Source organism: Massilia sp. TSP1-1-2, from assembly GCF_049896185.1.
Taxonomy (GTDB): domain Bacteria; phylum Pseudomonadota; class Gammaproteobacteria; order Burkholderiales; family Burkholderiaceae_D; genus Telluria_A.
In genome coordinates this window covers 1-25,133 of sequence record NZ_JAFCTU010000011.1, presented here as the reverse complement: position 1 = coordinate 25,133, position 25,133 = coordinate 1, and the positions used below count along the sequence as shown (strand labels likewise).

Here is a 25,133-nt window from a genome sequence, read left to right as displayed (position 1 = left end):
TATGAACCAACTGCGGAACGAACTGCGCATCAACGGCGAGCGCCTGTGGGCGTCGCTGATGGAACTGGCCCGCATCGGCGCCACCCCCAAAGGCGGCGTCAAGCGCCTGGCCCTCACCGACCTCGACAAGCAAGGCCGCGACCTGGTCGTCGGCTGGGCAAAAGAAGCCGGCCTGGCCATCACCGTCGACCAGATCGGCAACGTCTTCATGCGCCGCGAAGGGCGCAATGCATCTCTGCCGCCTGTCATGACCGGCAGCCATATCGACACCCAGCCCACCGGCGGAAAATTCGACGGCAACTACGGCGTGCTGGCCGGCCTTGAAGTGATCCGCACCTTGAATGACATGAACATCCAGACCGAAGCACCGCTGGAAGTGGCGTTCTGGACCAACGAGGAAGGCTCGCGCTTCGTGCCCGTGATGATGGGTTCGGGAGTGTTCTGCGGCGCCTTCAGCCTGGAAACCGCCTACGCCGCCCGCGACACCGAAGGCAAGAGCGTGAGGGATGAACTCGAACGCATCGGCTACCTGGGCGAGCAAGTCCCCGGCCAGCATCCGATCGGCGCCTATTTCGAAACCCACATCGAGCAAGGCCCGGTGCTGGAAGACGCCGACAAGGTGATCGGCGTGGTGCCGGCCGTGATGGGACTGTCGTGGTACGACTGCGTCGTCACCGGCATGGAGGCCCACGCCGGGCCCACGCCCATGGGGCTGCGCAAGGATGCGCTGCAGGTCGCCACGCGCATCATGCAGGAAGTGGTGGCCATTGCAAACCGCTATCCGCCCTACGGGCGCGGCACGGTCGGCATGGTGCAGGTGTTCCCCAACAGCCGCAACGTGATTCCCGGCCAGGTCACCTTCAGCATCGACCTGCGCAATGTGAGCGACCAACTGCTGAACACCATGCACGAGGAAATGCTGGCCTTTATCGACCGCACGCGCGCCGAGTCGGGCCTTGGCATCAGCATCGAGCGCGTGTCGTACTACCCGCCATGCCCGTTCCATCCTGCCTGCGTAGGCGCGGTGCGCGCGGCAACTGAAATGCTCGGTTACTCGACCATGGATGTGGTGTCCGGCGCCGGCCACGATGCGATCTACGCCGCGCGCCTGGCGCCGTCCGGCATGATCTTCGTGCCGTGCAAGGACGGGATCAGCCACAACGAGATCGAAGACGCCAAGCCGGAACACCTGGAAGCGGGCTGCAATGTACTGCTGCACGCAATGCTTGAGCGGGCAGTAGTTGCGAGCTAGACTTATTCAAAATTCACTGCGGAAATCTCGTCGGCGAAGTCCTACCGGTGCAGGCGGGAGCATCCGATTCTGGTACGTGCGTTAGCTTGTTAGGCTGTCTATTTCTATGGAGATAACGACATGCGCGCACTCACGTACCACGGCAGCCACGACGTCAAGGTCGACAACGTCCCCGACCCCATCTTGCAGGAGCCGGACGACATTTTGTTGAAGGTGACGGCCACCGCCATCTGCGGCTCCGACCTGCACATGTACCGCGGCAAGATCCCGGCCATGGAAAGCGGCGACATCCTGGGCCACGAATTCATGGGCGAAGTGGTCAACGCCGGTCCCGACGTCAAAAAACTGCAAAAGGGCGACCGCGTGGTGGTGCCTTTCGTGATCGCCTGCGGCAGCTGTTTTTTCTGCGACCTCGAGGCCTTTTCGGCCTGCGAAAAAGCCAATTCCGGGCGCGGCTCCATCATGAACAAGAAAAGCCTGCGTTCGGGTGCCGCGCTGTTTGGCTTTAGTCACCTGTACGGCGGTATTCCGGGCGGGCAGGCCGAGTACGTGCGCGTGCCCAAGGCGAACGTGGGTCCGATCAAGATCCCCATGACGCTGACCGACGAGCAGGTGCTGTTCCTGAGCGATATCCTCCCCACCGGCTACCAGGCGGTCTTGAACACGGGCGTCGGCAAGGGCGGCAGCCTGGCCATTTTTGGCGCAGGCCCGGTAGGCCAGATGGCGGCGGCATCGGCACGCATGCTGGGCATCGAAAAAATCTTCATGGTCGACCATCACCCGTTCCGGCTGGAGTTCGCGCGCAAGACCTATAACGTCATCCCAGTCAATTTTGATGAATGCGATGCGGCCGAATTCATCATCGATAATACGGATTTTCGCGGTGTCGACGGCGTGGTCGACGCAGTCGGCTTTGAAGCGAAGGGCAGCACGGTCGAAACGGTGCTGGCCAACCTCAAGCTCGAAGGCAGCAGCGGCAAGGCACTGCGCCAGTGCATCGCGGCGTGCCGGCGCGGCGGCACCATCAGCGTGCCGGGGCTGTATGCGGGCTTCATCCACGGCTTTTTGTTTGGCGACGTGTTCGAGAAGGGCATCTCGTTCAAGACCGGCCAGACCAACGTGCAAAAGTACATGCCCGAGCTGCTTGAAGCGATTGAGCGCGGCGACCTGCGCCCGCACGAAATCATTTCGCACCGCTTGCCGCTTGCGCAAGCCGCCGAAGGCTACAAGATGTTCGACAAAAAGGAGGACGAGTGCCGCAAGGTTATCCTGACGCCTTGATGTGCATGCCGTGCGCGGCGATCCTGGCGCAGTTGCGCCCGGCCTGCTTGGCCTGATAGAGCGCCTCGTCGGCGCGCGAGAGCGAGGCGGTAATGGCAGCATCCTCGCGCGCCATGACCGAAATGCCGATGCTGACGGTAACGTCGATGCACAAGGCGCCGTCGCGCAGCGGGAAGTCGGCCAGGCGTGCGCGTACCCGTTCGGCAAAACCGAAAGCGTCGGCCATGTCGGCTCCCGACAGGATGATGGCGAACTCTTCGCCGCCGATGCGCCCCACCGAATCGACCTTGCGCAACTCGTGCAGCAGCACTTGCGAAAAGTGCCGCAAGACGTCGTCGCCGCGCGCGTGGCCATGGCGGTCGTTGATTTCCTTGAACAGGTCCAGGTCGAACATCAGCACGGCCGCCAGCGCCGAGCCGTCGCGCTGCACGCGCGCCAGTTCCTTCTCCATGCGCGCCATGATCTGGCGCCGGTTCGGCAGGCCCGTCAGAAAATCCGTGGCGGCGGCATCGTGCAGTTTGAGTTCAAGCTGCTTGTGGACGGTAATATCGGAGATGAAGCCGTGCCACACCGTGCTGCCGTCGTCCAGGCGGCGCGGGCGCGCTTCACCTTCGCGCCAGCGCTCACCCACGTCGGGCAGCAGCACCCTGAACTGCATGTGCCAACGCTCCAGCGCGGCGCCGGATGCGGCCAGCGAATCGCGGTAGGCGTGCAGGTCATCGGGATGGATCACGCACTCGACGACCGAGGCGTTCAGCGCTGCCAGTGTGGCGGTGGTGCCGAAGATGGCCTCGATGCCGGCGCTGGCATACGGGAAGCTGGCCACGCCGTCGGCATCCTCGCGATACTGGTAGACCAGGCCCGGGACTTCATCGGTGAGGTGCGTGAGCAGTTCGGCGCTGCGGCGCAGCTTGTCGGACAGGGCCACGGTGTCGGTGATGTCGGTGGTCACGCCGCTCATGCGCAGCGGCTTGCCGTGCGCATCGCGGCTGACGACCCGCCCCCGGCTTAGTACCCAAATATAGCTGCCATCCTTGCACCGCAGCCGGTGTTCGACCGCATAGTTGTCGCTGACCTGGTCGAAGTGGGCACGGATAGTGGCCTGCACGCCAAGCAGGTCGGCAGGATGGACGCGCGTGTAGCTCTCCTCGATGCGGTCGCTTACTTCGTGCTCGTCATAGCCCAGCATCGCCTTCCAGGCGCGCGAATAGACAATGCGGCCGCTCGGGATGTCGCGATCCCACACGCCGATGCCGCTGTGGGAAACGGCCAGTATCAACGCCGCGTCGCTGCTGTCGGACGCAATGCTTGCCTCATCGTTGACCATGTCGGTGCACTTCTAAAGTAATTCCATGATGCAACGATAACACACCCGGCCCGGCGTGAATTTATGCGGGGCGAAAACTGCGCAGGAAGTCGAGGACGACTTGCGCGGCCAGTTCGGCGTCGTCGGCCGTCATCGTCTCGAGCCGGTTGTGGCTGATGCCGCCATTGCCGCAGCGCGCGAACAGCATGGCGACGTCGGTCACCCTGGCCATGGCCATGGCATCGTGCCCGGCGCCGGAAGCAAGGTCGTGGCGCGGCAGGCCGGCCCGTTCGATGGCGCTCCCAAGCTGCGCCATCAGCCACGGCGCGCACGGCGCGGCCGCCGCCGAGACAATCTGCTCGACGCCCGCTTCCACCTGGCGCCGCGCGCAAATGGCAGCGATGCCGTCGAGGATGTCTTGCACGGCCGCCAGGCGCACCGCGTCGTCGGCGGCGCGAATGTCGAGCGAGAGTGTGCAATGCCCGGGGATCACGTTGACCGAGCCATTGGGCACTTCAAGCTGCCCGACCGTGCCCACCAGCGCCGGCCCTTGGGCGCAGCGCTGTTCGACCAGCAGGACGATTTCGGCGGCTGCCGCAGCGGCGTCGCGGCGCATGTGCATGGGCGTGGTGCCGGCGTGGCCGGCCAGCCCGGTCAGCGCGACCAGATAGCGCGAGCTGCCGGCAATCGCGCTCACTACGCCGACCGCCAGGCCGTGCTCAAGCAGCACCGGGCCTTGTTCGATGTGCACTTCAAAAAAGCCGAGCAGCGCCTGCGGGTCGCGCGCGATGGATGGGATGGCAGCCGGGTCGTGGCCGGCTGCCGCCAGCGCCTCGCGCATCGTCACGCCGTCGGCGTCAATTTTGTCGAGCAGCGCCACGTCGAACGCACCGGTGACCGCGTTGCTGCCCAAAAAAGTGCTCTTGAAGCGCACGCCTTCTTCTTCGGCAAAGGCCACTACCTCCAGGTGAAAGGGCAGTCGCTCGCCGCGCGCGTGCAGGTGTCGCACCAGCGCGATGGGCAGCACGATGCCCAGGCGCCCGTCGTACTTGCCGCCGTCGCGCACGGTGTCGTAGTGCGAACCGGTCATCAAGGTCTTGGCGCCCGCTACGTCGGACAGGTAGCGCCCGGCCACGTTACCGACGGCGTCGATCTGCACTTGCATGCCGGCTTCGCGCATCCATGTGGCCAGCTGTTCGGCGGTGCGCCGGTGCACGCCGGTCATGTAGGAGCAGGTCAGGCCGTCTTCCATTTCACTCCAGGCACCGATGGTGTCGAGCCACTCCATCAGCAATGGTCCAAACGCGTGCTGCACGCCCAGCAGGTCGTTGATGCGCAGTTCGGCGATGCGGTGGACCTGGCGCAGGCATTCGGCCATTTCGCCGACGCGCGCGTTAGATAGCCTTAGCCGGCGCGCAAAGGTCGCGATAATCGCTTCGCGCGTGAGGCCTTGACCGGTGGGACCCTTGACGGCCAGGATGAACGGAAAGCCGAACTTGGCGTTGTAGGCGGCGTTGAGCGCGTGCAGCGCGGTAAATTCAGTCGCGCTGCACAGGTTCAGGCCTGACCTGGCTTGTTCGATCGTCGACTCGGCCGTCAGCTGGCCCGCGATTGCCGCCTTGCCGGCCAGTTCCGGGTGGGCGCGCAACAGGGCAAGCTGCTCGTCGACGCTGGCGGCGCTGACCACGCCTTGCAGGGCGAACTTGAGCGCAGCCACGCTGACAAACGGGCGCTGGCCGGCGGCGCGCTGGGCGATCCAGGGCGAATGCTCGTAGATCCCGCGCAGGGTGGCGACAAAGTCGCTCGGCGCGCAGCTGTTCAAGTGGGCAAGTGTGGTCATGGTGTGGGTATCATGTGGAATGTCTTCAGATGATAGCGCCGACGACGCTCCCGTTCATATGGCATGGCTGATAAGTCTTATCGCTGTACCAGCGCCCTGGCCGCGGCGCTGACCTGGTCGCGCAGCCATTTGTGTTCGGGCGCCTGGTGCACGCGCTCGTGCCAGAGCTGATAAAAACGCATCGGCGGGAACTTGACGGGCACCGTGAAAATTTTCAGCGGCAGCGTTTTTTCATAGAAGCGGATGAACTGGCGCCCGGTGGTGAGCACCAGGTCGGTCTGGGTCAGCATGTAGGGGATCAAGCCAAAGTAGGCCGACTCCACCGCCACCTTGCGCTGCATGCCCTGGCGCTCGAGGAAGGCGTCGATCACGCCATGGTAGCCGGGCAGCATCTGCGACGGCGCCACGTGCGGCAGGCCCAGATAGTCGTCGATGGTCATGGCGTCGGCCTCGGTGCGCCTGGCGTACGGGCTGTCGGCGCGCATGGCGCAGATGATCGGGTCTTCGAACAGCTTGGAAATATGCAGGTGCGCGGGCGGCTCGTCCCAGTTGGCGATGACCAGGTCCATGTCGCCGTCCGAGAGCATGCGGATGTAGTCGACGCCCGGGCCCAGGCTGTGGATCACTACGCGGCTGTTGGGCGAACCGCGGCGCAGGTCGGCCACCACATTGGGCAGGAACTGGCTGTCGAGGTAGTCGGGCGCGGCGATGTGGAAGGTGCGCGCTTCTTCCTGCGGCACGAAGGGCGCCTTGCGGGTGAACAGGCTCTCGGTTTCGTCGAGGATGCGCTTGGCCGGCTTGAGCAAGCTTTCGCCGTGCTGGGTGGGCACCATGCCGCGCGCGCCGCGCACCAGCAGCGGGTCGCCAGTCAGTTCGCGCAGCTTGCGCAGCGAGGCTGAAATGGAAGGCTGCGGCTGGTTGAGCTTGAGCGCCACGCGCGAAACGTTTTTTTCGACCAGCAGCAGGTACAGGATGCGGATCAGGTGCAGGTCGAGGTGCTGGGGGAGGCTGGCCATGACGCGTTCTATATATGAATTCGGGGATATCGAATATACGCGATATTTCATGTTGAAGGCTGAGAATGAGGCTATCGTTGATAAGATAGCACTCCTGCATCCCTCGCTCTCGCAACAAGGAAAACCAAGGAACCCCATGGAAGTTTTTGCATATCTGGTCCCGTATGGCCTTGAGTGGCTCAACCTGATCGTGCGCTGGCTGCACGTGATCACCGGTATTGCGTGGATCGGCGCTTCGTTTTACTTTGTCTGGCTTGATAACACGATCCGCCCTCCCGCGCCGGGGTCAAGCCTGGCGGCGAAGGGTGTCTCGGGCGAACTGTGGGCGGTGCACGGCGGCGGCTTTTACAATCCGCAAAAGTACCTGAACGCGCCGCCTGAACTGCCCAAGGAGCTGCACTGGTTCAAGTGGGAAGCGTATTCGACGTGGCTGTCGGGCTTTGCGCTGCTCACCATCGTGTACTACTTCAACGCGCAAGCGATGATGGTTGACCAGGCCGTGGCCGACCTGTCGTCCTGGCAGGCGGTGGGCATCGGCCTTGGCAGCCTGGTCGTCGGCTGGACCGTCTACGACCTGCTGTGCCGGTCAAGGCTGGGCAAGCATGACCTGGCCTTCGGCGTGGTGATCTTTTTGTTCCTGGTCGCCAGCGCCTTTGTGCTCAACAAATTGTTGAGCGGTCGCGCGGCCTATATCCACGTGGGTGCGATGATCGGCACCATGATGGTGGCCAATGTGCTGATGCTGATTATTCCCGGCCAGCGCAAGATGGTCGCGGCGATGACGGCGGGGCAGACGCCCGACCCGGTGCACGGCCAGAAGGCTAAGCAGCGCAGCGTGCATAACAACTACTTCACGCTGCCGGTCCTGTTCATCATGATCAGCAACCACTACGCGATGACCTACCGCCACCAGCATGCATGGGCGGTGCTGGCGGTGATGATGGCCGCAGGAGTCCTGATCCGCCACTTCTTCAACCTGCGCCACAAGGGCCGGGTGGCGTGGCGCTATCCGGCGGCGGGCGTGGCGCTGCTGTTTGGCCTTGCGGTGGCGATTGCGCCCAAGGCACCTGTAACCGCGGCTGCCGCTGCCGACCCTGCGGCGCAGTTCGCGCGCGTCCAGGCCATCGTCACGCAGCGCTGCGTGAGCTGCCACGCGGCCAGTCCCACGCAGCCGGGCTTTGCCAGCGCGCCGGGGGGCATCATGCTGCACAGCGAAGCGGAGATCCGCAAGAATGCGGCCAAGATCTACCAGCAGGCCGTGCAGCTCAAGGCCATGCCGCTGGCGAACCTGACCAACATGACGGACGCCGAACGGGCGCAGCTCGCTGCGTGGTTCGAAGCGGGCGCCAAATAAAAACGAAGCACGGCTAAAAACAAGGAAAGCGATGACCATGCAAACCCAGGAAAAACTCACCGGCTGGATCGACGCCCACTTCGACGAACAGGTCGCGTTCCTGCAGCGGCTGATTCAAAAGAGCACCGATACGCCGCCCGGCGACAACGCACCGCACGCCGAACTGGTGGCGGGCCTGGTCGAGGCCTTCGGCTGGCACGCCGAGCAGCATGCGGTGCCGGCGCAGGCCGTGCACGACTACGGCATGCAAAGCATCACCAACTTGATCATCCGCCGGCCGTATGCCGACGGCGGCCCGACCATCGCGCTCAATGCGCATGGCGACGTGGTGCCGCCGGGCGAAGGCTGGACCCATGATCCGTACGGCGGCGAAGTGGCCGACGGCTATATCTACGGACGCGCGGCGGCGGTGTCAAAAAGCGATTTTTCGACTTATATATTCGCCGTGCGCGCGCTCGAAGCGATCGGCGTGCCGCTCATCGGCGCGCTGGAGCTGCACTTTACGTATGACGAAGAATTCGGCGGCCTGCTGGGACCGCTCTGGCTGCTGGAGCAAAAGCTGACCCGGCCCGACTTCGTCATCGCGGCGGGATTTAGCTATAACATCGTCACCGCGCACAACGCCTGCCTGCAGCTTGAAGTGACCGTGCACGGCAAATCGGGGCACGGCGCCATGCCGGAGACGGGGCACGATGCGCTGCAGGCCGCGAACAAGATCCTCACCGCGATCTACGACGCGCTGCCGGCGCTGGGGAAAATCAAGTCGACCGTGCCGGGCATCGATTCGCCGACCATGCTGGTGGGCCGGATTGACGGCGGCACCAACACCAACGTGGTGCCGGGAAAAGTGGTCATGAAGATGGACCGGCGCATGATTCCGGACGAGGACCCGGTGGCGGTGGAGGCGCAGGTGCGCGCGCTGATCGAAGGCGCGGTGGCCGGTCTGCCGGGGATCCGGCTGGAGATTCGGCGCCTGCTGCTGTCGCATGCGCTGCGAGCGTTGCCGGGGTCGGACAAACTGGTGGCCAGTTTGCAGAAAAACGGCGGGCAAGTGATGGGCCAGGAGATTACGGCGCTGGGCACGCCGCTGTATGCCGACGCGCGCCTGTATGGCGAGCATGGGATACCGGCAGTGCTGTATGGGGCGGGGCCGCGCACGGTGCCCGAGTCGAATGCGAAAAAAGCGGACGAGCGGCTCGCGCTCGATGATTTGCGCAAGGCGACCAAGGTGGTGGGCTTGACGCTGCTTGATTTTCTGGGTGCTCAGAACGCTGACCCGGCTGCTTAGCCCGGCTGCTCGGCCCACCCCCTGCACCCGGCAGGGGGAAGGGACGCTTTCAAAAACGATTCTTCGCCGGTTCAGTCGTCTTGCTTGTTGTGCGCAACTTTCGGCTGCCCGTTCCGTAACAGGATAACGATCCTGAAGGCCATCCAGCCGGCGGCCAGCGCGCCTGGCATGTACTCAACCAGTTCCACGATCAGCCCCGCGAGGCCAGCTGGCGCAGCTCGGCCGCCAGGCTTGGCTGCATGTCCTGGTATTCGTTCGCCATCGAGATCAATTTCATGTGGTTTTTCGCGCGCTGACGCCCCGACACGCCTGGCGTCCCGGCCTTAATTTCCTGCGCGACGAACTGGCGCTCCTGTGCGGCAAACAGGGCCTTGGCGAAGGTCCGCGCTGCCTTGACGGCATCGCGCAGATGACTGCGCAAGGTGGCGGTGGAGTGGAAAGTGGCGGTGCTCATGGCGTATCCTCGAGTGCATTAAGTTGTTGCTGTCAATTATATGAGTCCACAAGAAATAAAGAAAATTTAGATTTGTGATGGTCGCCATAAAAAATACGAATATCTGAGGACACCTGCACGCCGCGCGATCACCGCCGCCAATACGAGATATTCACTTGATGTATGGAAACTTTTATTGCGTTTAGCGAAGTTCAAGCGCACCTCTTCAAGGCGATAGTCCGGAAATTGCACAGGAATTGCAGCATACTTTGCGCCGCCTGCAAGTCACCATTTGTCGTTGAAGTTGTAGAAATTTGTAAATTGATATTGAATGCGGGTTAAAAGATTCTAATAGGAATCTTTTACGACAAGAATTCTGTCTCAAAATAAACATCAAGACACAATTGGACTCATTTCGATAAATCAATTGACCAAGCTCGTGCGCGCGCCTTAGCCTCAATCGATGCGCATAGCGACGCATCTGGCTGCGATCCAGTCGGACCCATACAATATATTTACCTTCTTGGAGTAAACATGAATTTTCAAAAGACCTTGCTGGCCGCTGCCATTGCTGCCTTGCCATTGCTGGCTGCGGAATCGGCGTTCGCATCGAATCAATTGATGGGCGGCCCGGTCGCTATCTCGGCTTCTGCGCAAGCAGGCGTGGTCGGCGCGCTGATGTCCCAGCGCGGCAAGAACGGCCTTGGCGCAGAGCACGGCTTCGCAGTCGCGGCCCAGCACCCGGGCGTGTCCGGCACCACGATTTCGCGCCTGCACCACACTTACAAGGGCGTGCGCGTGTACGGTTCGGAGTCGGTCGTGGTGACCGGTTCGCGTGGCGAAATCGTCAGCGAGTCCATCGCCGACCGCCGTTCGTCGCTGGGCCGGCAAGGCGCCTTGAACGTGAACGCCTCGGTAACGGCAGCAGCCGCCATTGCCAAAGCCGCAGGCTCGGTACAAAAGGGTGCGGCGATCGATCCGCCAAGCGCCGAACTGATGCTCTACCCGATCATGAAGGAAGTACGCGTTGCGTCCGCCGCCAACAAGGCTGAGAGCGAACTGAACGCGATGGACCTGGAAGAAGTCGTTTCCGGCTACGAACTGGCCTACCTGGTCAAGACCCGGACCCTGGCCGGCGAGCGCCGCGTATTCCACGACACCATCGTCAGCGCCAAGACCGGCGCCATCCTCGAGCAATGGGATGCGCTGCAGACCGTGGCCGGCACCGGTAACAGCCAGTACAACGGCAGCGTGCCGCTCAACACCAAGTTGGTCGGTTCCGCCTACCAGATGATCGACACCTCGCGCGGCGTGGCCGGCACTTACGGCGGCATGGCGATCACCAACGCCAACCATGGCACCACGGCCGGCGCGCTCTACAGCAACACAACCAATACCTGGGGCGACGGCCAGCAGTACATCGCCGGCGGCAGCACCACCAATGCCAACGGCGAGACCGCGGCGGTCAATGCCATGTGGGGCTTGATGAACACCTACGACATGTACAAGAACGTGTTGGGCTGGCAGTCGCTGAACGGCCAGAACACCGCGACCTACATTGCCGTGCACGTCAACACCGCTTACGACAACGCCTATTACACCGACACGTGCAAATGCATGTACATCGGCGACGGCGGCAGCGGCTTTAACAACCTGGGTTCGATCGACGTGATCGGTCACGAAATGTCGCACGGTATCACCGCTGCCACGTCGAACCTGGCTTACCGCGGCGAGTCCGGCGGCCTGAACGAGTCGAACTCGGATATCGGCGGCGACATGACCGAAGCCTACGCGCGCGCCGGCGGCACTGGCACCGTCATCCCGAACACGGGCAACGACTGGGTGACCGGCAAGGAAATCGCCAAGGATGGCTTGCCGCTGCGCTACATGTACAAGCCAAGCAAGGATGGCGCCAGCCCTGACGCATGGAGCACCTCGCTCAAGCGCCTGGACGTGCACTACAGCAGCGGCCCGAACAACCGCATGTTCTATTTCCTGTCGCAAGGTTCGAACGCTACCAGCACCAGCGAGTACTACAGCAAGTACCTGGTCCAGGCGCCGAAGGCCATGACCGGCATTGGCAGCGACAAGGCGATGCGCATCTGGTTCAAGGCGCTGAGCACCAAGTTCACCTCGACGACCAACTATGCCGACGCCCGCACCAAGGTGCTGGCCGCCGCGCAGGAACTGTATGGCGTGGGCAGCAGGGAAGCGAAGGCTGTCCAGCGCGCCTACGCGGCCATCAACGTGGGCGCCGACATCGCCGAGTAAGCAAGACCGGGCCGTTCACCAGGACGATCTTTCCAAGCAGCAAACGCCCCCGCCACCTGCGGGGGCGTCGCGTTTACGGCAAGCTTTGGGGTTCGGCAAAAGTGGTCTGACCCCCAGTTTTGATGGGACGAAAAAATGCCGCTATTGCTAGCGGCATTTTTCATCGTACGCTGAGCGGCGAGATTACCAGCCGATGTCGCGCATCAGCGGCAGCGTCAAGTCCTTCGGCGCGTCCAGCACGATGCCCAGATCGGCGTTGATGTTCGGCTCCATCAGCAGGTTAGGCGAGGCCGAGACATCCCAGTGCGATACCGACGAACCAGAGGCGAGCACGGAGGGGGTGTACAGCAGCGGACGGCCACGCGAGTCAGCACCAGCGATGCGGGTTGGATCGGACGACCACAGCGCCGTCGCGGTTCCTGGACCATTGCGCGAGCCGTAAGGCACCGCGCCCGGTACGGCGGCCTTGAGCAGGTCGCCGTCAGCCATCGCTACGGCGCCCGAAGGAATCGTGATCGAGCCATCGGCGCCGGCCGGCAGCAAGGCGCCCGCCACGTTGTTGACCAGGATGGCGCCAATTGCGCCGGCGTTCTGGGCATTTTTCACCTTGATGACAAAGGTGCAACCGCCGCGCGAAATGATGGCGACCTTGCCCTTGACGGCCATTGTGTTAGCAGCCTCGTACGGGGCGCAGCCAGGTCCAGCTTCGCCAGCCTGGGCCTTGATGTTGGCCAGCGCGCCGAAGGTGCTTGGCGTGACCGGGACGGCGCCGAACGGCGACGGGTTGTAGTCGATCACGCGCGAGGCGCCAGGCTGCGGTGAGGTTATTTGCAGTACCGGCGTGGCCTTGAGCAGTGCCGCCGCTTTGACTGCGTTGGTGCCGATCCACGCCAGCTTGAGCGGGTTGACAGCCGATGCCTTGCGCTCGGCATCCGTCATGTTTAGCCAGGTCTTCTGGGCCGTGTTGTCGTACATAAACTGTTCCCACACGCTTGGACGGTTCTGCACGCGCGCGCCGGTCGAGGTCGTGATGGTCAGTGCCGAAAAGCCCAGTCCGTGACCCAGTTCATGCAGCAGCGTTTCAACGAAGTTGACGTTGGAGCCAGCTTTGCCGTCCAGGCCCAGGTAGAAGGAGCTGCCGGCCAGGCAATCAGGATTGCCCAGGTTGGCGTTGAACTGGGTCTTGATGTCGACGTTGCCGTAGCCCGTACCGTCGTCCGGTTCGCCTTCGCTCAGGTTGGTGCCGGCAATTTTGTTGGCCAGTGCCTGGTGGTACCAGGTGTTAGGCAGAGCGCCTGGGAAATCATGCCAGATGTTCCACGCGCCGGCGCTGCCCAGTACCGCCGAGTTGGCGGTGCAGGTCAGTGCTTCCCAGCCGGCGCTGACGGTGATGTTGACGTTGCTCTGGAGGTTGCGTTCCCAGATGTCGGCCACGTGGCGGTACACGATGTAGCGCTGCTCGCCCAGCGTGGTGCCCATGTTGCCGCCAACTGGCGCGACCGGGGTCGGGTCATTGAAGCCCACGCCCGGCGCGTCGCGCTTGGAAATGGTGATGGTGGCCGCCGACGAGGCCAGGCAGGTGACGGCGCAGGCCAGAGCGATGAAGGTGCGGGTTGCTGTTGGGATAGAAAACATACGCATTGGGCTTACTCCGTGACCGTGGTTGGTGCCGGGGTGACGGCATGCGGGGTGTGATTGGCGTGACCAGCGGCATCCTGGCACTCATGGACCAGCGTACCGTCGGCGGCGCGCACCACGGTGGCGCTGCTGATCATGTCGTCGTTCAGGCGCAGGCCGGCAGCGCCGCTGCGATGGTGTTTGCTGCGCATCGGCTCCGGTGCGATGCGCATGGCCGCGATTTTTGCTTTGCGTGCCGCGCGCAGTGCATTGTGTTCTTCCGGCGTGGCAGCGCGCAGCTTGCCGCTATCCTTGTCGCGTACGACGACAGCGTCGTCCTGCGTGAGTTCATTTGCGGCTTGCGCATTTGCGTGGGGCAGCGCGAACGCGCCGGCCAGTGCCAGGCACAGTGCGGCAGCGCGCAGGGCGCGCTGCGATTTGATTTGGTCAGACATGTCAATCTCCTTGTTTGGTGGTGCGATCAGTGGCGTTTGCGATAGGACGCCAGTGGTTCATTAACGGCGAATCTGGCGGCGGCGTGCTGCCATCAGGCCGAGCAGGCCGGCGCCAAACATGAACATGGTCGCAGGTTCCGGTACGGTCGTGATCAGAAGCGAATCGACGCCGACGAAGTTGGACGCTTCGTAGGAACCAGAATACTGAATGCCGAAGCGCGCCACGCCCGAGCCCATGCCGGCGAAATTGAGCACATAGCGGGTCCACTCGCCGGTCGGCACGGTAAACACGGGATTGAGCGTGAACGCATTCAGGGCGCTGCTGCCGTTGCTCATGCCGAAGGCCAGCTGGTCGCTGAAACCGTCAGCCGCATCAGCCTTGGCCCAGAACGAGATGCTGCCCGAACTGACCACCGAGAAGGTCGGCGAGATCAGCCAGTTGTTGATCGCGCCCTGGCTTGCATTGTTATAGCCCGCTGCGATGTATTGATGGGTGGCGCCTGCCTGGGCATGCATCAGGCTTGGCACACCTTGGAACCAGTCTGCGGCCACGCCGACGTTCGGGCTGGCATTGTTGAGCACCCAACCTGCACTAGTCAGGGCGGCAACATTATTGAAATCCTGGCTTACCAGAACACTTGCATTTGCTGTAGCCATGGTCCCGATCAGGGCGATGGCGCCTAAAGCTTGCTTGATCATTCTCTTATTTCTCCGAAGTAAGTAATAGCGGGATCTTCTATGCATAAAGTTTGTGACCGAATGCATGATTCCCTGTTTTATTGCAGTGCAGTAAAGAACTAGTTTTTCTGAACGTTAACATTTTGATAGCGCGTTTTGGCGACGAAATGTCTACGGACAGGCCATGATAAGAGCAACTTTCATACCAGATCCCCAACACCTTGATTCTGTTCGCCTTTGGATTTTTATCACGTGTTTATTTGATCAAGTGTAAAGTTTTCCGACAGAAATGAAGCGTTTTTGCGTGACAGCAGTGCGCCAGCCAAGCGCGCCGTGCACCTTACGGGCGCGCCGCTGTCCCCAAATGACGCTGTGCAGTGCAGCAAATCTCGGCAATATGGGCAGAAACGGGAGGCTGAAGAGCTCGTCCCAAACTGTGGTTAACTAGGTAGCTTTTCCCATTGGAGCCCAGATGCCCTCACTGCCCGCGACCACCCCGAAATGGGGCATGGCGCTTGACCTGGAACGCTGCATCGGGTGCCACGCCTGTTCGGTTGCCTGTAAAGTCGAAAATTCCGTCCCACTGGGCAATTTCCGCACCAAGGTTTACTACTATGACTTCGCCGCCATCAACCCCTTCAACAAGAAGGAAACGATGAAGCGCGCCTTCCTGCCCACGCTGTGCATGCAGTGCGAAGACGCACCGTGCCTGAGCGCCTGCGAGCAGGAGGCAATCACCCGCGACGCCGACGGCATTGTGCGCATCAACGAAAACAAGTGCGACAGCGACCGCGCATGCATCAAGGCGTGCCCGTACGGCGCCATCCACCAGGACCCGGTGACCAAGCTGGCCGACAAGTGCGACTTTTGCTCGCATCGTCTGGAAGCACACTTGCTGCCCGCCTGCGTGGAAGTGTGCCCGGCCGATGTCTTCGCCTTTGGCGACCTGAATGATCCGGCCAGCAAGATCAATGCCTTCAACAAGAAGCACGGCAAGGAATTGTCGGTGCTCAAGCCCGAAGAAAAAACCAGGCCGGCAGTCAAATACCGCGGCATCGGCACGGTCGCGCCGCGTGCCATGGAAAAGAAAATCCCCAAGGGCCACAACCACGACCCGTTTTCCTACGAGATCGATACCTGGGGCCAGCTGCAGTCGCAGTTCGCCCGGTCCCCGGTCAAGAAAGGCTGACGACATGGACCGCAGAACATTCATCAGGAACGGCATCGGCTCGATGGCCACGCTTGGCGTGGGCGAACTCATGATGCTCACGCCGTCCACCGCGCAGGCGATGTCGTACCGGCCGCTGGCCGACGGCCACCAGCGCAAGATCAAAAACAACTACAGGACGGCAAAGCGGGTCACCAGCGTGTGCCTCAATTGCTCCACCGTGTGCGGCATTGAAGGCTTTGTGCAGGATAACAAGGTCATCAAGATACGCGGCAATCCGCTCGACCCGAACATGGGCAGCCACATGACGTGCGCCAAGGGCCAGTCTGGCCCCAACGTGAACGATTATCCGGAGCGCTTGCTGTACCCGCTGGCGCGCGCCGGCGAGCGCGGCTCGGGCCTGTGGAAGCGCATCACCGGGGAGCAAGCTTACGAAGAAGTCGCGCGCCGCATCCGCGCCAGCATCGACGCCGGCCACCCGGAACGCGTGTGCATCCACCAGGGCCGCTCGCGCATCGAGGCCGAGATCGGGCGCTTTCTGGACGCCATCGGCACGCCGGTGCTGCTCAATCACCGCGCGATCTGTTCGTCGAACAAGCGCGCGGCCAATTACGTCTCGCTCGGGGAGACCGACTGGGAGTCGATCGACGCCGAGCGCTGCACCTATTTCCTCAACTTCGGCGCCAATTTCTACGAGGCGCACCAGGGCGGTCTGCACCTGGTCTCGCGCGTGGTCAAGGCGCGCTACGACCATGGCGCCAAGCTGGTCACCTTTGACGTCCGGCTGTCCAATACGGCCGGGCGCAGCGACGAATGGCACCAGCCGTTTCCCGGCACGGAAGGCGCGCTTGCCCTGGCGATGGCGCACGTGATCGTGCGTGACAATGAAGTGGACCATGACTTCATCGACAAATTCGTGCAGCCCGGGCTGGACACCATCCGCGCCTGGCTGGCGCCTTGCACGCCGAAGTGGGCCGAAAAGCTCTCGGGCGTCGCTGCCGCCGATATCACCCGGCTGGCGCTGGAGTTCGCGCGCAAGCGCCCGGCGGTGGCCGCCTTTACCAACCGCGGCACCGGCGCCCACTACAATGGTTTTAACGCCGAGCGCGCCGTCGTCATGCTCAATGCGCTGGTGGGATCGGTGGCCAAGGTGGGCGGCTACTGCTACGGGCTGGATGAAAAGCTGTCGCAGGCGCGCTATCCCGCTCCCGAACCGAGGCCGCCGAAACCGGCCGTCCGCACCGACCTGGAAGACCCGCCGGAGTGGCCGCTGGCCAACCGCTGGCAAAAGATGAAGGTCGGGCAAGTCGTCTTCGACTACCTGCGCCAGGGCCGCGCCAAGCTGGACGTCTACCTCAGTTACACGATTGCCGCGCCAATGACCTGGCCGGAAGGGCGCAGCACCACGGTCGACGTGCTCAAGGATGAAAAACTGATTCCCTTTCACGCTTGTTCGGACGTGGTGTATTCGGAAATGGCGCACTATGCCGACATGATCCTGCCCGACGCGACCTACCTCGAACGCTGGGGCATGGACATCCGCAACAACATGGAATTGCAGCATTTCGTCACGTTGCGCCAGCCCATGGTGACCCCGCCCGGAGGCGCAACCAGCTTTGCCGATGTGCTGTTCGAAATTGGCAAGCGGCTGGGGCCGGAGCAGTCGAAGTATTTTCAGTTCGGCAAGCACGAAGACTTCGTGCGGCACCAATGCTCAAAACTGCCGACCAAGGGCGCCGACGGCAAAGTATTCAAGGATGGCTTCGAGTTCATGAAGCACTACGGGGTGTACGTCGACAGCGCCGCGCCCAAGCCGTACGAGGTGTACCGCAAGGCGCTGACCCCGGCCGCGCTCAAGGGTAGCCGGGTGGACGAGAAAACGCGCGTGATCTACCAGGCCGACGAGAAGGGCAAGGAAAAAGCGATCGGGCTGATGGTGGATGCGACACCGGTGCGCGGCTTTGCCACGCCGTCGCGCAAGTTCGAAATCTATGCGCCGGAAGTGGAGAAAGTGGCCGCCACGATGGGCATGCGCGACGACGGGCTGCCCACGTTCCACCAGGTGCCGTCGCACGTGGACCTTGGCGCCGATCGCCTGATCTTGACCACGTTCAAATGGAACGTTCACACGCAGGGCAGGACCGCGTCGCAAAAGTACCTGGCCGAGATTGTGCATGACAATCCGATGTGGATCCATGCCACGACCGCCGGCAAACTTGGCATCAAGACGGGCGACACGGTGGAGCTGACCACGTACCGGCCCGTCAGCGGCGTGCTGGGCGACAAGGCCTATCGCGGCAACGGGGAAGTGCTTGGCTCCGCGCAGGTCAAGGCGTTCGTGACGAAGGGCATTCATCCGCGCGTGGTGGCGGTGTCCAATTCGTTAGGCTGGATCACCGGCGGCCGCGCGGCCGAGGGCGAGCGCGGGCGGCGGGTGGAGGTGGCGGCCAAAGGGCTGGCGCCGGATGCGGCGCTGGCGTTCGGGCCGGCCCCGGCGGTCGACGACCTTGAGTTCGGCCTGTGGTGGGACGAAAAGAACGGCGGGCGCGGCAGCGGGGTGAATATCAATGCCATTTTGCCGATCAATCCCCAGCCGCTGGTGGGAATGCAGTCGTGGTTCGATACGGTCTGCACGATCCGCAAAGCAGTGTGATAACAAGGCTGGTTCCACTTGCGGGAACCAGCTTTTTTCAGCATGACCCTTAGCCGGCCTCGAGTTTGAATGCCGTCACCAGGGCGCTCAGGCGCTGGCCCTCGTCGGCCAGCGCATCGGCCGCCGCCGCAACTTGCTTGACCAGCGTGGCGTTTTGCTGCGTGCTGGCGTCGAACTCGACGACCGCCTCGTTGACGTACTTGATTCCCTGGTTCTGTTCTTCGCTGGCGTTGCTCATTTCGCCCATGATTGCCGTCACGCGCTGAACGCTGTCGACCACCTGCAACATGGTCGCGCCGGCCTGGTCGACCAGCCGGCTGCCGCTTTCCACCGTCTGGACCGTATTGCTGATCAGCTCCTTGATTTCCTTGGCCGCCGCCGCCGAACGATGCGCCAGACTGCGCACCTCGGCCGCCACTACGGCAAAGCCGCGGCCCTGTTCGCCGGCGCGCGCCGCTTCCACCGCCGCGTTCAGCGCGAGAATATTGGTCTGGAACGCAATCGCGTCAATCACGCTGATGATGTCGACGATCTTGCGCGACGAGGCATTGATTTCGCCCATCGTATTGACTACCTGCCGTACCGCATTGCCGCCCTCGAGCGCGATCGCAGATGCACTGTGCGCAAGCGCATTGGCCTGGCGCGCGCTGTCATTGTGCTGGTGGACGGTGGCGGCCAGCCGTGCCATCGATGCGACGGTCTGCTCAATGCCGCCGGCCTGGCGCTCGGTGCGCAGCGAGAGCTCGGCATTGCCGTGCGCGATCTCGCCTGAATTGCCGGCGATGGTGTGGGCGCCTTCGCGCATGCCACCAATCGTATCGCGCATGGTGACCAGCATCTCGAACAGCGAGCGGGCCAGGCGGCCTTGCGGCGCCTCGCCAATTGCCGACAGGTCGATCCGGCCTTCCACTGCTGCCAAGGCCGACACGATTTTCTCGAATTCCGCCGCCTGGCAGGCCGACTGGCGCAGCACGGTCGCAAGAAAAATGAGCACGCCCGATTCGACCACGACGTAGGCTGCGTGGATGAATACCGTGGACAACTGCGGCCGCGTGAAGCAAAGCACGCCGTAGTTCATTTCCTGCAGATAATGGAAACTCAGGTGATGGATGGCAATGGTGGCGGCAGCGACGACGATCGGGCGCCAGTCGCGGTAAGCGAGCAAGAATGCCAGGTAGACAAAAATGCCGAAGTGCAGTTCCGTCAAGCCAGCGCCCTGGTGAATATTGAGCGCCGCAAAGACCATCACGGCAACGGCTACCACGCAGCGCGTAAGGAGCGTCCCGCGTGCCTGCAGGTAGAGGATGGTTGGCAGCCCGGCCGTGGGCAGTCCGACCAGGAGCGCCAAAGTCCAGGTATTGTGGATGCCGGCCAGCGCGAGTGAAAACAGTTGCAATGCCCACAGCACGCACAGCATCAATTTATCGGCCTCGATGGCAATTGTCCGCAAGGGGTCGTGGTGGTTCTGCATAAGATACTCCCGGCCGGAAGGCACGCGCTATGCCGCGCCACGGAGCGAAAGGCGGGCCGGTGCGCGGTGGTCAGTGGTGCGGCGGGAGGCTTGGCCGCAGGTCGGTTCGCCGCGTAGAGGCGGCGCATGCGGAACCACATTGTATCGGTGGTCGGGTGCGGGCCGCACGTTTGGGGCCCGGGCCGACGACAGAAGCCGCTTGCATGACGACGATGATACCGCATTTTCTTTTGAAAATTTCTCAATCGTATCGTGCCGTGCTGGTGTGCAACGCATCGGGCGGGCACGCACGTCCGCCCGTAAAGCTTGTCAAAAATAGTGCATATGGGAAATAAATTAGACAGGGTGCATGAAATCGCTGAAAATCGAGCACCTTTGGGCGACCGGTCGAAGGAAGGCGGGGAGGCTTTGCCAATTGCCATTGAAATTTGCCATCTGGATATTCCAACAAAAGCCGGGTCTGCTTCCGCATTTTCCTGAGTTCGTCGCAATGAAGGTGCCAAGGCGCCGGCAAAGGGGCATCCTCACTGCATCTGAACAACCCTGGAGTGAACGATGAATATGAGCAGCCAACTAGTTTTTGCCCGTGTGATCGATTTGCGCTATTTGCGTGCGCTGGTCAGGCCGAGTGCCGCAGGCATGTTGGCCCCGGGCGCTTGAGATGCAGTATCTGGCCATCATGGATGACAAAGCAGAGCCAAAGGACCTTGCATGAAAATATCGACCCGTGGTTGGCGCCTTGCAGACCTTCCCTTGCTTCTCTTGATTGTGATTATTCCAGTGCTGACGGGCCGCGCCATTGGTTTGTTCATGGATAGTTCGTCCGGGATGATCGATATTTCCGTTACGCTCGCATTCTTTGTAGCGTACGCCGGGTTTGAGGGGGCGTTTCTCGCATGGATGACCGCCTGCGCGCCAAAGTCCGTACTGCCCAGGACTGTTAGAGCCTTTGCGTTAAGAATCCAGTTACAGGTCGCTCTGCAAGTGCTCACGCGTGGCGCCGTTATCCTGATTGTTGTGATCGGAATCGACGAGCTGACATTTGCGCCAGTGCAAGGCGCCGCGCGCGTGCCGGCGCACGTTTATCTGCCGGTGTTCTCGTTTTTTGCGCAATTGGCTATCGTGTACTCAATATCGATTTCGTGGTGGCGGTGTTTGTCGCTGAAGCGAAACGGCGCCGATTTCAGCGCCCTGCTTGATGGTACTTTTAGCGACAAACGGATTGCCATCCTTGCCCCATGCGAGACGGTAGCCGTGGTGCTCGACAAACACGTCGTGAGGTTGATGAGCAAGATGCCCCCGCGTTTTTCCAGGATGTTCTATCAAGCGAATATCTCCATCATTCGCACCCGCAGCGATGGCCAGCATGCATATTCTTTAAGCTGGGTGCTGTTGCCGGTTCGCGTGATCGTCACGCTTGCCGCTGTTGGCGCGGGCGCCGCAGAACTGCGCGTCCGCTGCGAACTGAGAGGTGGAATCCATCGGCTTGAGTTGTTCCCCAATCCGGCGGTCGTGCTCCCCGTTCTGCAATACCTGCAAACGAACCTCATTGAACCGCTGACCAGCGAGATGGCGCTGTCGGGCGCAGTGCGCAAGCAAGAAGAAATGCGGCGCCAAGCAGTTGAATCGCAACTACGCATTTTGCAGGCGCAGATTGAGCCGCATTTCCTGTTCAATACACTTGCAAACGTGCGCCATTTGTACCGCTCTAACGTCGAGGAAGGGGAGTCGATGATGGACCACCTTATCGTGTACCTGCGCAGCACCCTGGAAGAACTCCGCTCGGATGTGTCCACGGTTGGCAAGGAAATGGACTTGGTACTGCATTACCTCGCCATCATGAAGATCCGGATGGGCGAGCGTTTGGCGTATGCGTTTATCAGTTCGGAGCAGGTCGCAGCCATGGCGTTTCCGCCTGCCATGCTCATTTCACTGGTCGAGAATGCAATCATGCATGGTCTGAACAACAGGCCGGATGGTAAGCTGACAATCAGCGCCGCTCGGGAAGGGCAGCACCTGAGGGTAACCGTTCTTGATAACGGAGCAGGATTTTCAAGCGTACAGGGAAGCGGTGTTGGCCTGAGCAATATACGGCAGCGTCTTGAGGCAATGTACGGCACGCGCGCCTGGCTTGAGGTAGGCGCCATGGCCACCGGCGGTTTCATGGCAAGCATCATCATTCCAACTCCAGAAAGCGCGTAAAGATGCCAACAGCAATTCTCGCAGAAGATGAGCCGATTCTTCGTGCGGAACTTCATGAGGCCTTATCGGTGCTTTGGCCAGAACTGGACATTCTTGCTGAAACCAGCGATGGCATCAGTACGCTGCGCGCAATTCAGGAGCGCGCACCCGACCTGGTTTTTCTCGACATCAATATGCCGCAGTTGACCGGACTGGAAGTCGCCAAGGTCATCCAAGGCAAGACCGCCGTCGTGTTCCTGACGGCGTACAACCAGCATGCGCTTGAGGCGTTCGACCTCGGCGCCGTAGACTATCTGGTCAAGCCCTTGCATCGCGGCCGGCTTATGCAGACGATAGAGCGCTTGAAGGGCACGCTTGGCCGTGACCAAGCGCCCGTCCCGACTGCCGTGTGGGAGGCGCTTGCACCGCCAAAAGCCGAACCGAAATATCTGCGCTGGATTCAAGCCTCGGTCGGCAGCCTTCTGCGCCTGATTACCACGGATGAAATTTATTTTTTTCAGGCCGATGCAAAGTATACGAGGGTCGTCACGGCCCATGCCGAGGCACTGATTCGCAAGCCTATCAAGGACCTGATGGGCGAACTCAATCCGGACGACTTCATCCAGGTGAACCGCGGCGCAATCGTCAACCTGCGTCGCGTCGAGTCGATCTACCGCGCCGATGGCCACATGGAGGTTCGGCTCCGGGACCGCGATGAACGCTTGAATGTCAGTGTCGGCTATCAGGCAGCATTTCGTCAGCTGTAATCGGGCTGGCAGTCTCCAATTGATCGCCTGAGTCATCTGCCGACGCCAATGCCGCCATTATTGCCGCGTACGCATCCGTCACGTCAAGGCCAATGATATGGGCCGATGAGATCGCGTCCCCATCCCACCCAAAGCTGCATCAGGTAGAAAAAAATGATGCCCAATGCCAATTTTTCCTTCATCCGTTCCGGAAATCCATCGGCTCGTCGCACGACAATGGCGCGACGCTTCTGTTGGCAATAGGATGCTTCTTGTGCAGGCAAATTGCTGCTTGGCAATCTCAACTGACCAAAAGGGTACTCATGAAAAAAATTGCGCTCTGCATTCTTCCGGTCGTCGCCGCACTCACCGGTTGCGCCACGGGCAATAGCTACTTAGCAAACCGCAATACGACTGTCGAGATGTACCATATTTTCGATATTAAAACGATGGCTGGCACGAACGTGGTGACCAAGGCCGCAGCTGACGGGCTGGCACAAAATACAAGCGACCTGAATCAAACGTTGCCGCTGCAGATGGGCAAGACGGTTCCTGTCGAACCGGGTCGTTTTGTTATCGACGACATAGGTGCGAAGCTGGCGGGCTCTAACACGGGAATCGGCGCCATGATGCAAATGGCTGCGATGCAGAACGGCGGCGTGAGCATCAAGGCTGCGCGATGCGATGACGCGGTCTGGACGTCGCGCGCGCAGCGCAGTATCGCCGGCTCCAGCAATTTGACGCTGTACAGCTGCCTGTATAAGTATCAGGCCGGCTACCGCCTCAACACCTATGCGGTGTTCAAAAAGACTGAAGGCGGCGTGTACCAGATTTCACGCACCATCGCCAATTCGCTGGTCGGCACACCGGAACAGTGGGTCAACAAGACGATTCTCGATACCGTCCGCGCCATTGAAAAGGCGACTGGCGCCAAGAGTGTGCGCCTCGAAGGCCAGCCGGAACTCACTGAACTTCCAACCGGCATCCTCTTCGGCAAGAACTGAGCGAGTACCGCCCCCGTCAAGTCCGGCGGTTGCCAGCGCGTTTGCGACCGCCAATGAACTGCGCTCCCAGACTTGAGAGTGTCAAGTGCTAAGGACGAATTGAAGGCATAACCAGGATACCAAGGTGACTATGATGAAAAAATCATTTTATAGCTTTACGCTGTCGGCGGCGGCTCTCTTGAGCGCATGTGGCGGAGGCGGCAGCACTGGCCCGAGCACGCCCCCTTCGGTGGTGGTTGCACCACCGCCTGCATCTGCACCCATCGCCAAGCCACTCACCAATCCACTCACCAATCCACTCACCAATCCACTCACCGGCGGCGTTGCCCCTGGCACTGCAACCACGACCTTGTCCGGCATGACCAATCCATACGGCGTCGTGACCGCCTACCTGGTCAATCCTGACGGTAGTTCCGGCACCGTGTTGAGCGCACCAACCAGCTCCGATCTGGGTGGTGTCTTCACTTTGACGCTGTCGTCTGCGCCAACTTCATGGGTGCGCCTGGTTTCGCGTGGCGGAAAAATCGTTCGTCGAGAAGACAACAGTCACCATCCGGTCGAGTCGATGGCGCTGACAGCGCCGTTCGTCACCACGGCTTACAATCACCTGCAGATCAGTCCAGTCAGCGATATCGCAAGCCATATCATGGCCTACAAGGCCAAGACCGGGTCGACGCTGGTGGACGCCTTCAAGTTCGGGATGGCTCGCACACTGCAGCTCGACGTCGCCAACCTCGCATTGGAGGATGACACCTCGGTGTACCTGAATGTACTGAAAGGAAGCATCGCCACCGACAAGGGCTATAGCCAGTTTCAGTCACTGACCATGGGCGAGCTATTGATGGGAATCGAGCGCTTCGGCATCATGTATGACTTGCCACAGAATCAAGTGTGGCGTGTCCTTGCAGCGGCTGGCGAAAACAGCTACCCGCTGGCAGCCATTGATGGCGCTGGTGCGGCCGTCAACGTCGGAGCCTGGGTTAATGGCAGCTTCGATACGACCGTTCCGATCAGTCTGAAGACCTTGATGAGCGCCAAGACGCGGTAATTTGCAAGCTAGTTGTCGCCTAAAAGCGGTTTCTACGCTGCTTTTTTGAGTTCTGGATTTTTCTCCTTTTT

Annotated in this window: 19 protein-coding genes; 11 read left to right on the top strand and 8 right to left on the bottom strand. The window is 61.5% G+C overall.

What is annotated here, in order from left to right; all coding sequences use genetic code 11:
* Position 1: 1 nt before the first annotated feature.
* Positions 2–1,252, top strand: coding sequence for a Zn-dependent hydrolase (locus tag ACP7BV_RS11470; RefSeq protein WP_426103952.1), 1,251 nt, complete (start codon positions 2–4; stop codon positions 1,250–1,252).
* A gap of 120 nt (positions 1,253–1,372) precedes the next feature.
* Positions 1,373–2,533 (top strand): zinc-dependent alcohol dehydrogenase, encoded by a 1,161-nt coding sequence (locus ACP7BV_RS11465; protein ID WP_426103951.1) that lies wholly within the window; start codon positions 1,373–1,375, stop codon positions 2,531–2,533.
* Here the strand turns inward: ACP7BV_RS11465 and ACP7BV_RS11460 are convergent.
* The 3 genes from ACP7BV_RS11460 to ACP7BV_RS11450 all read right to left on the bottom strand — a co-directional run bounded on the left by ACP7BV_RS11460 (position 2,517) and on the right by ACP7BV_RS11450 (position 6,695).
* Entirely contained in the window at positions 2,517–3,860 is a 1,344-nt protein-coding gene (locus ACP7BV_RS11460) for a sensor domain-containing diguanylate cyclase (RefSeq protein ID WP_426103950.1), read from the bottom strand. The genes ACP7BV_RS11465 and ACP7BV_RS11460 overlap by 17 nt on opposite strands.
* A gap of 61 nt (positions 3,861–3,921) precedes the next feature.
* Positions 3,922–5,679, bottom strand: coding sequence for an allantoate amidohydrolase (locus ACP7BV_RS11455; RefSeq protein ID WP_426103949.1), 1,758 nt, complete (start codon positions 5,677–5,679; stop codon positions 3,922–3,924).
* 77 nt (positions 5,680–5,756) lie between these two features.
* Positions 5,757–6,695, bottom strand: coding sequence for a LysR substrate-binding domain-containing protein (locus tag ACP7BV_RS11450; RefSeq protein WP_426103948.1), 939 nt, complete (start codon positions 6,693–6,695; stop codon positions 5,757–5,759).
* A 136-nt stretch (positions 6,696–6,831) separates the two neighbouring features.
* On the opposite strand from ACP7BV_RS11450, the gene ACP7BV_RS11445 reads away from it, so the two are divergent.
* Positions 6,832–8,049 carry a urate hydroxylase PuuD gene (locus ACP7BV_RS11445; protein WP_426103947.1) on the top strand — a complete coding sequence of 406 codons (1,218 nt, stop codon included), beginning with the start codon at positions 6,832–6,834 and terminating at the stop codon, positions 8,047–8,049.
* A 31-nt stretch (positions 8,050–8,080) separates the two neighbouring features.
* Positions 8,081–9,337: a M20/M25/M40 family metallo-hydrolase gene (locus ACP7BV_RS11440; protein ID WP_426103946.1), complete on the top strand. Its 1,257-nt coding sequence runs from the start codon at positions 8,081–8,083 to the stop codon at positions 9,335–9,337.
* 190 nt (positions 9,338–9,527) lie between these two features.
* Here ACP7BV_RS11440 and ACP7BV_RS11435 read toward each other — a convergent pair whose 3' ends face one another.
* On the bottom strand, positions 9,528–9,791 hold the full coding sequence (locus ACP7BV_RS11435; protein ID WP_426103945.1) for a hypothetical protein: 264 nt from the start codon (positions 9,789–9,791) through the stop codon (positions 9,528–9,530).
* A gap of 513 nt (positions 9,792–10,304) precedes the next feature.
* Between ACP7BV_RS11435 and ACP7BV_RS11430 the strand changes: the two genes are divergently transcribed.
* Complete coding sequence (locus ACP7BV_RS11430; RefSeq protein ID WP_426103944.1) at positions 10,305–12,041, top strand: M4 family metallopeptidase; 1,737 nt, start codon at positions 10,305–10,307, stop codon at positions 12,039–12,041.
* A 183-nt stretch (positions 12,042–12,224) separates the two neighbouring features.
* On the opposite strand, the gene ACP7BV_RS11425 is transcribed toward ACP7BV_RS11430, so the two are convergent.
* From ACP7BV_RS11425 to ACP7BV_RS11415, 3 genes are read right to left on the bottom strand one after another with little or no spacing between them, the layout of a single operon-like run.
* Entirely contained in the window at positions 12,225–13,682 is a 1,458-nt protein-coding gene (locus ACP7BV_RS11425; protein WP_426103943.1) for a PA domain-containing protein, read from the bottom strand.
* A gap of 5 nt (positions 13,683–13,687) precedes the next feature.
* Positions 13,688–14,113, bottom strand: coding sequence for a post-PEP-CTERM-1 domain-containing protein (locus ACP7BV_RS11420; protein WP_426103942.1), 426 nt, complete (start codon positions 14,111–14,113; stop codon positions 13,688–13,690).
* Between the two features lie 60 nt (positions 14,114–14,173).
* Positions 14,174–14,812, bottom strand: coding sequence for a choice-of-anchor J domain-containing protein (locus ACP7BV_RS11415; protein ID WP_426103941.1), 639 nt, complete (start codon positions 14,810–14,812; stop codon positions 14,174–14,176).
* Between the two features lie 451 nt (positions 14,813–15,263).
* Here ACP7BV_RS11415 and ACP7BV_RS11410 point away from each other — a divergent pair, with 451 nt between their 5' ends.
* Both ACP7BV_RS11410 and ACP7BV_RS11405 read left to right on the top strand, forming a co-directional pair.
* Complete coding sequence (locus ACP7BV_RS11410) at positions 15,264–15,980, top strand: 4Fe-4S dicluster domain-containing protein (RefSeq protein ID WP_426103940.1); 717 nt, start codon at positions 15,264–15,266, stop codon at positions 15,978–15,980.
* A gap of 4 nt (positions 15,981–15,984) precedes the next feature.
* Positions 15,985–18,612, top strand: coding sequence for a molybdopterin-containing oxidoreductase family protein (locus tag ACP7BV_RS11405; RefSeq protein WP_426103939.1), 2,628 nt, complete (start codon positions 15,985–15,987; stop codon positions 18,610–18,612).
* Positions 18,613–18,661: 49 nt separating this feature from the next.
* On the opposite strand, the gene ACP7BV_RS11400 is transcribed toward ACP7BV_RS11405, so the two are convergent.
* Positions 18,662–20,083: a methyl-accepting chemotaxis protein gene (locus tag ACP7BV_RS11400; RefSeq protein ID WP_426103938.1), complete on the bottom strand. Its 1,422-nt coding sequence runs from the start codon at positions 20,081–20,083 to the stop codon at positions 18,662–18,664.
* 711 nt (positions 20,084–20,794) lie between these two features.
* On the opposite strand from ACP7BV_RS11400, the gene ACP7BV_RS11395 reads away from it, so the two are divergent.
* From ACP7BV_RS11395 to ACP7BV_RS11380, 4 genes are all read left to right on the top strand, one after another.
* The gene (locus ACP7BV_RS11395) at positions 20,795–22,285 is read left to right on the top strand and encodes a sensor histidine kinase (RefSeq protein WP_426103937.1); all 1,491 of its coding nucleotides are present in this window, start codon (positions 20,795–20,797) and stop codon (positions 22,283–22,285) included.
* Positions 22,286–22,287: 2 nt separating this feature from the next.
* The gene (locus tag ACP7BV_RS11390) at positions 22,288–23,031 is read left to right on the top strand and encodes a LytR/AlgR family response regulator transcription factor (protein ID WP_426103936.1); all 744 of its coding nucleotides are present in this window, start codon (positions 22,288–22,290) and stop codon (positions 23,029–23,031) included.
* 302 nt (positions 23,032–23,333) lie between these two features.
* Positions 23,334–24,014, top strand: coding sequence for a hypothetical protein (locus ACP7BV_RS11385; RefSeq protein WP_426103935.1), 681 nt, complete (start codon positions 23,334–23,336; stop codon positions 24,012–24,014).
* A gap of 130 nt (positions 24,015–24,144) precedes the next feature.
* Positions 24,145–25,062, top strand: a complete 918-nt coding sequence (locus ACP7BV_RS11380) for a hypothetical protein (RefSeq protein WP_426103934.1) — start codon at positions 24,145–24,147, stop codon at positions 25,060–25,062.
* Positions 25,063–25,133 lie beyond the last annotated feature (71 nt).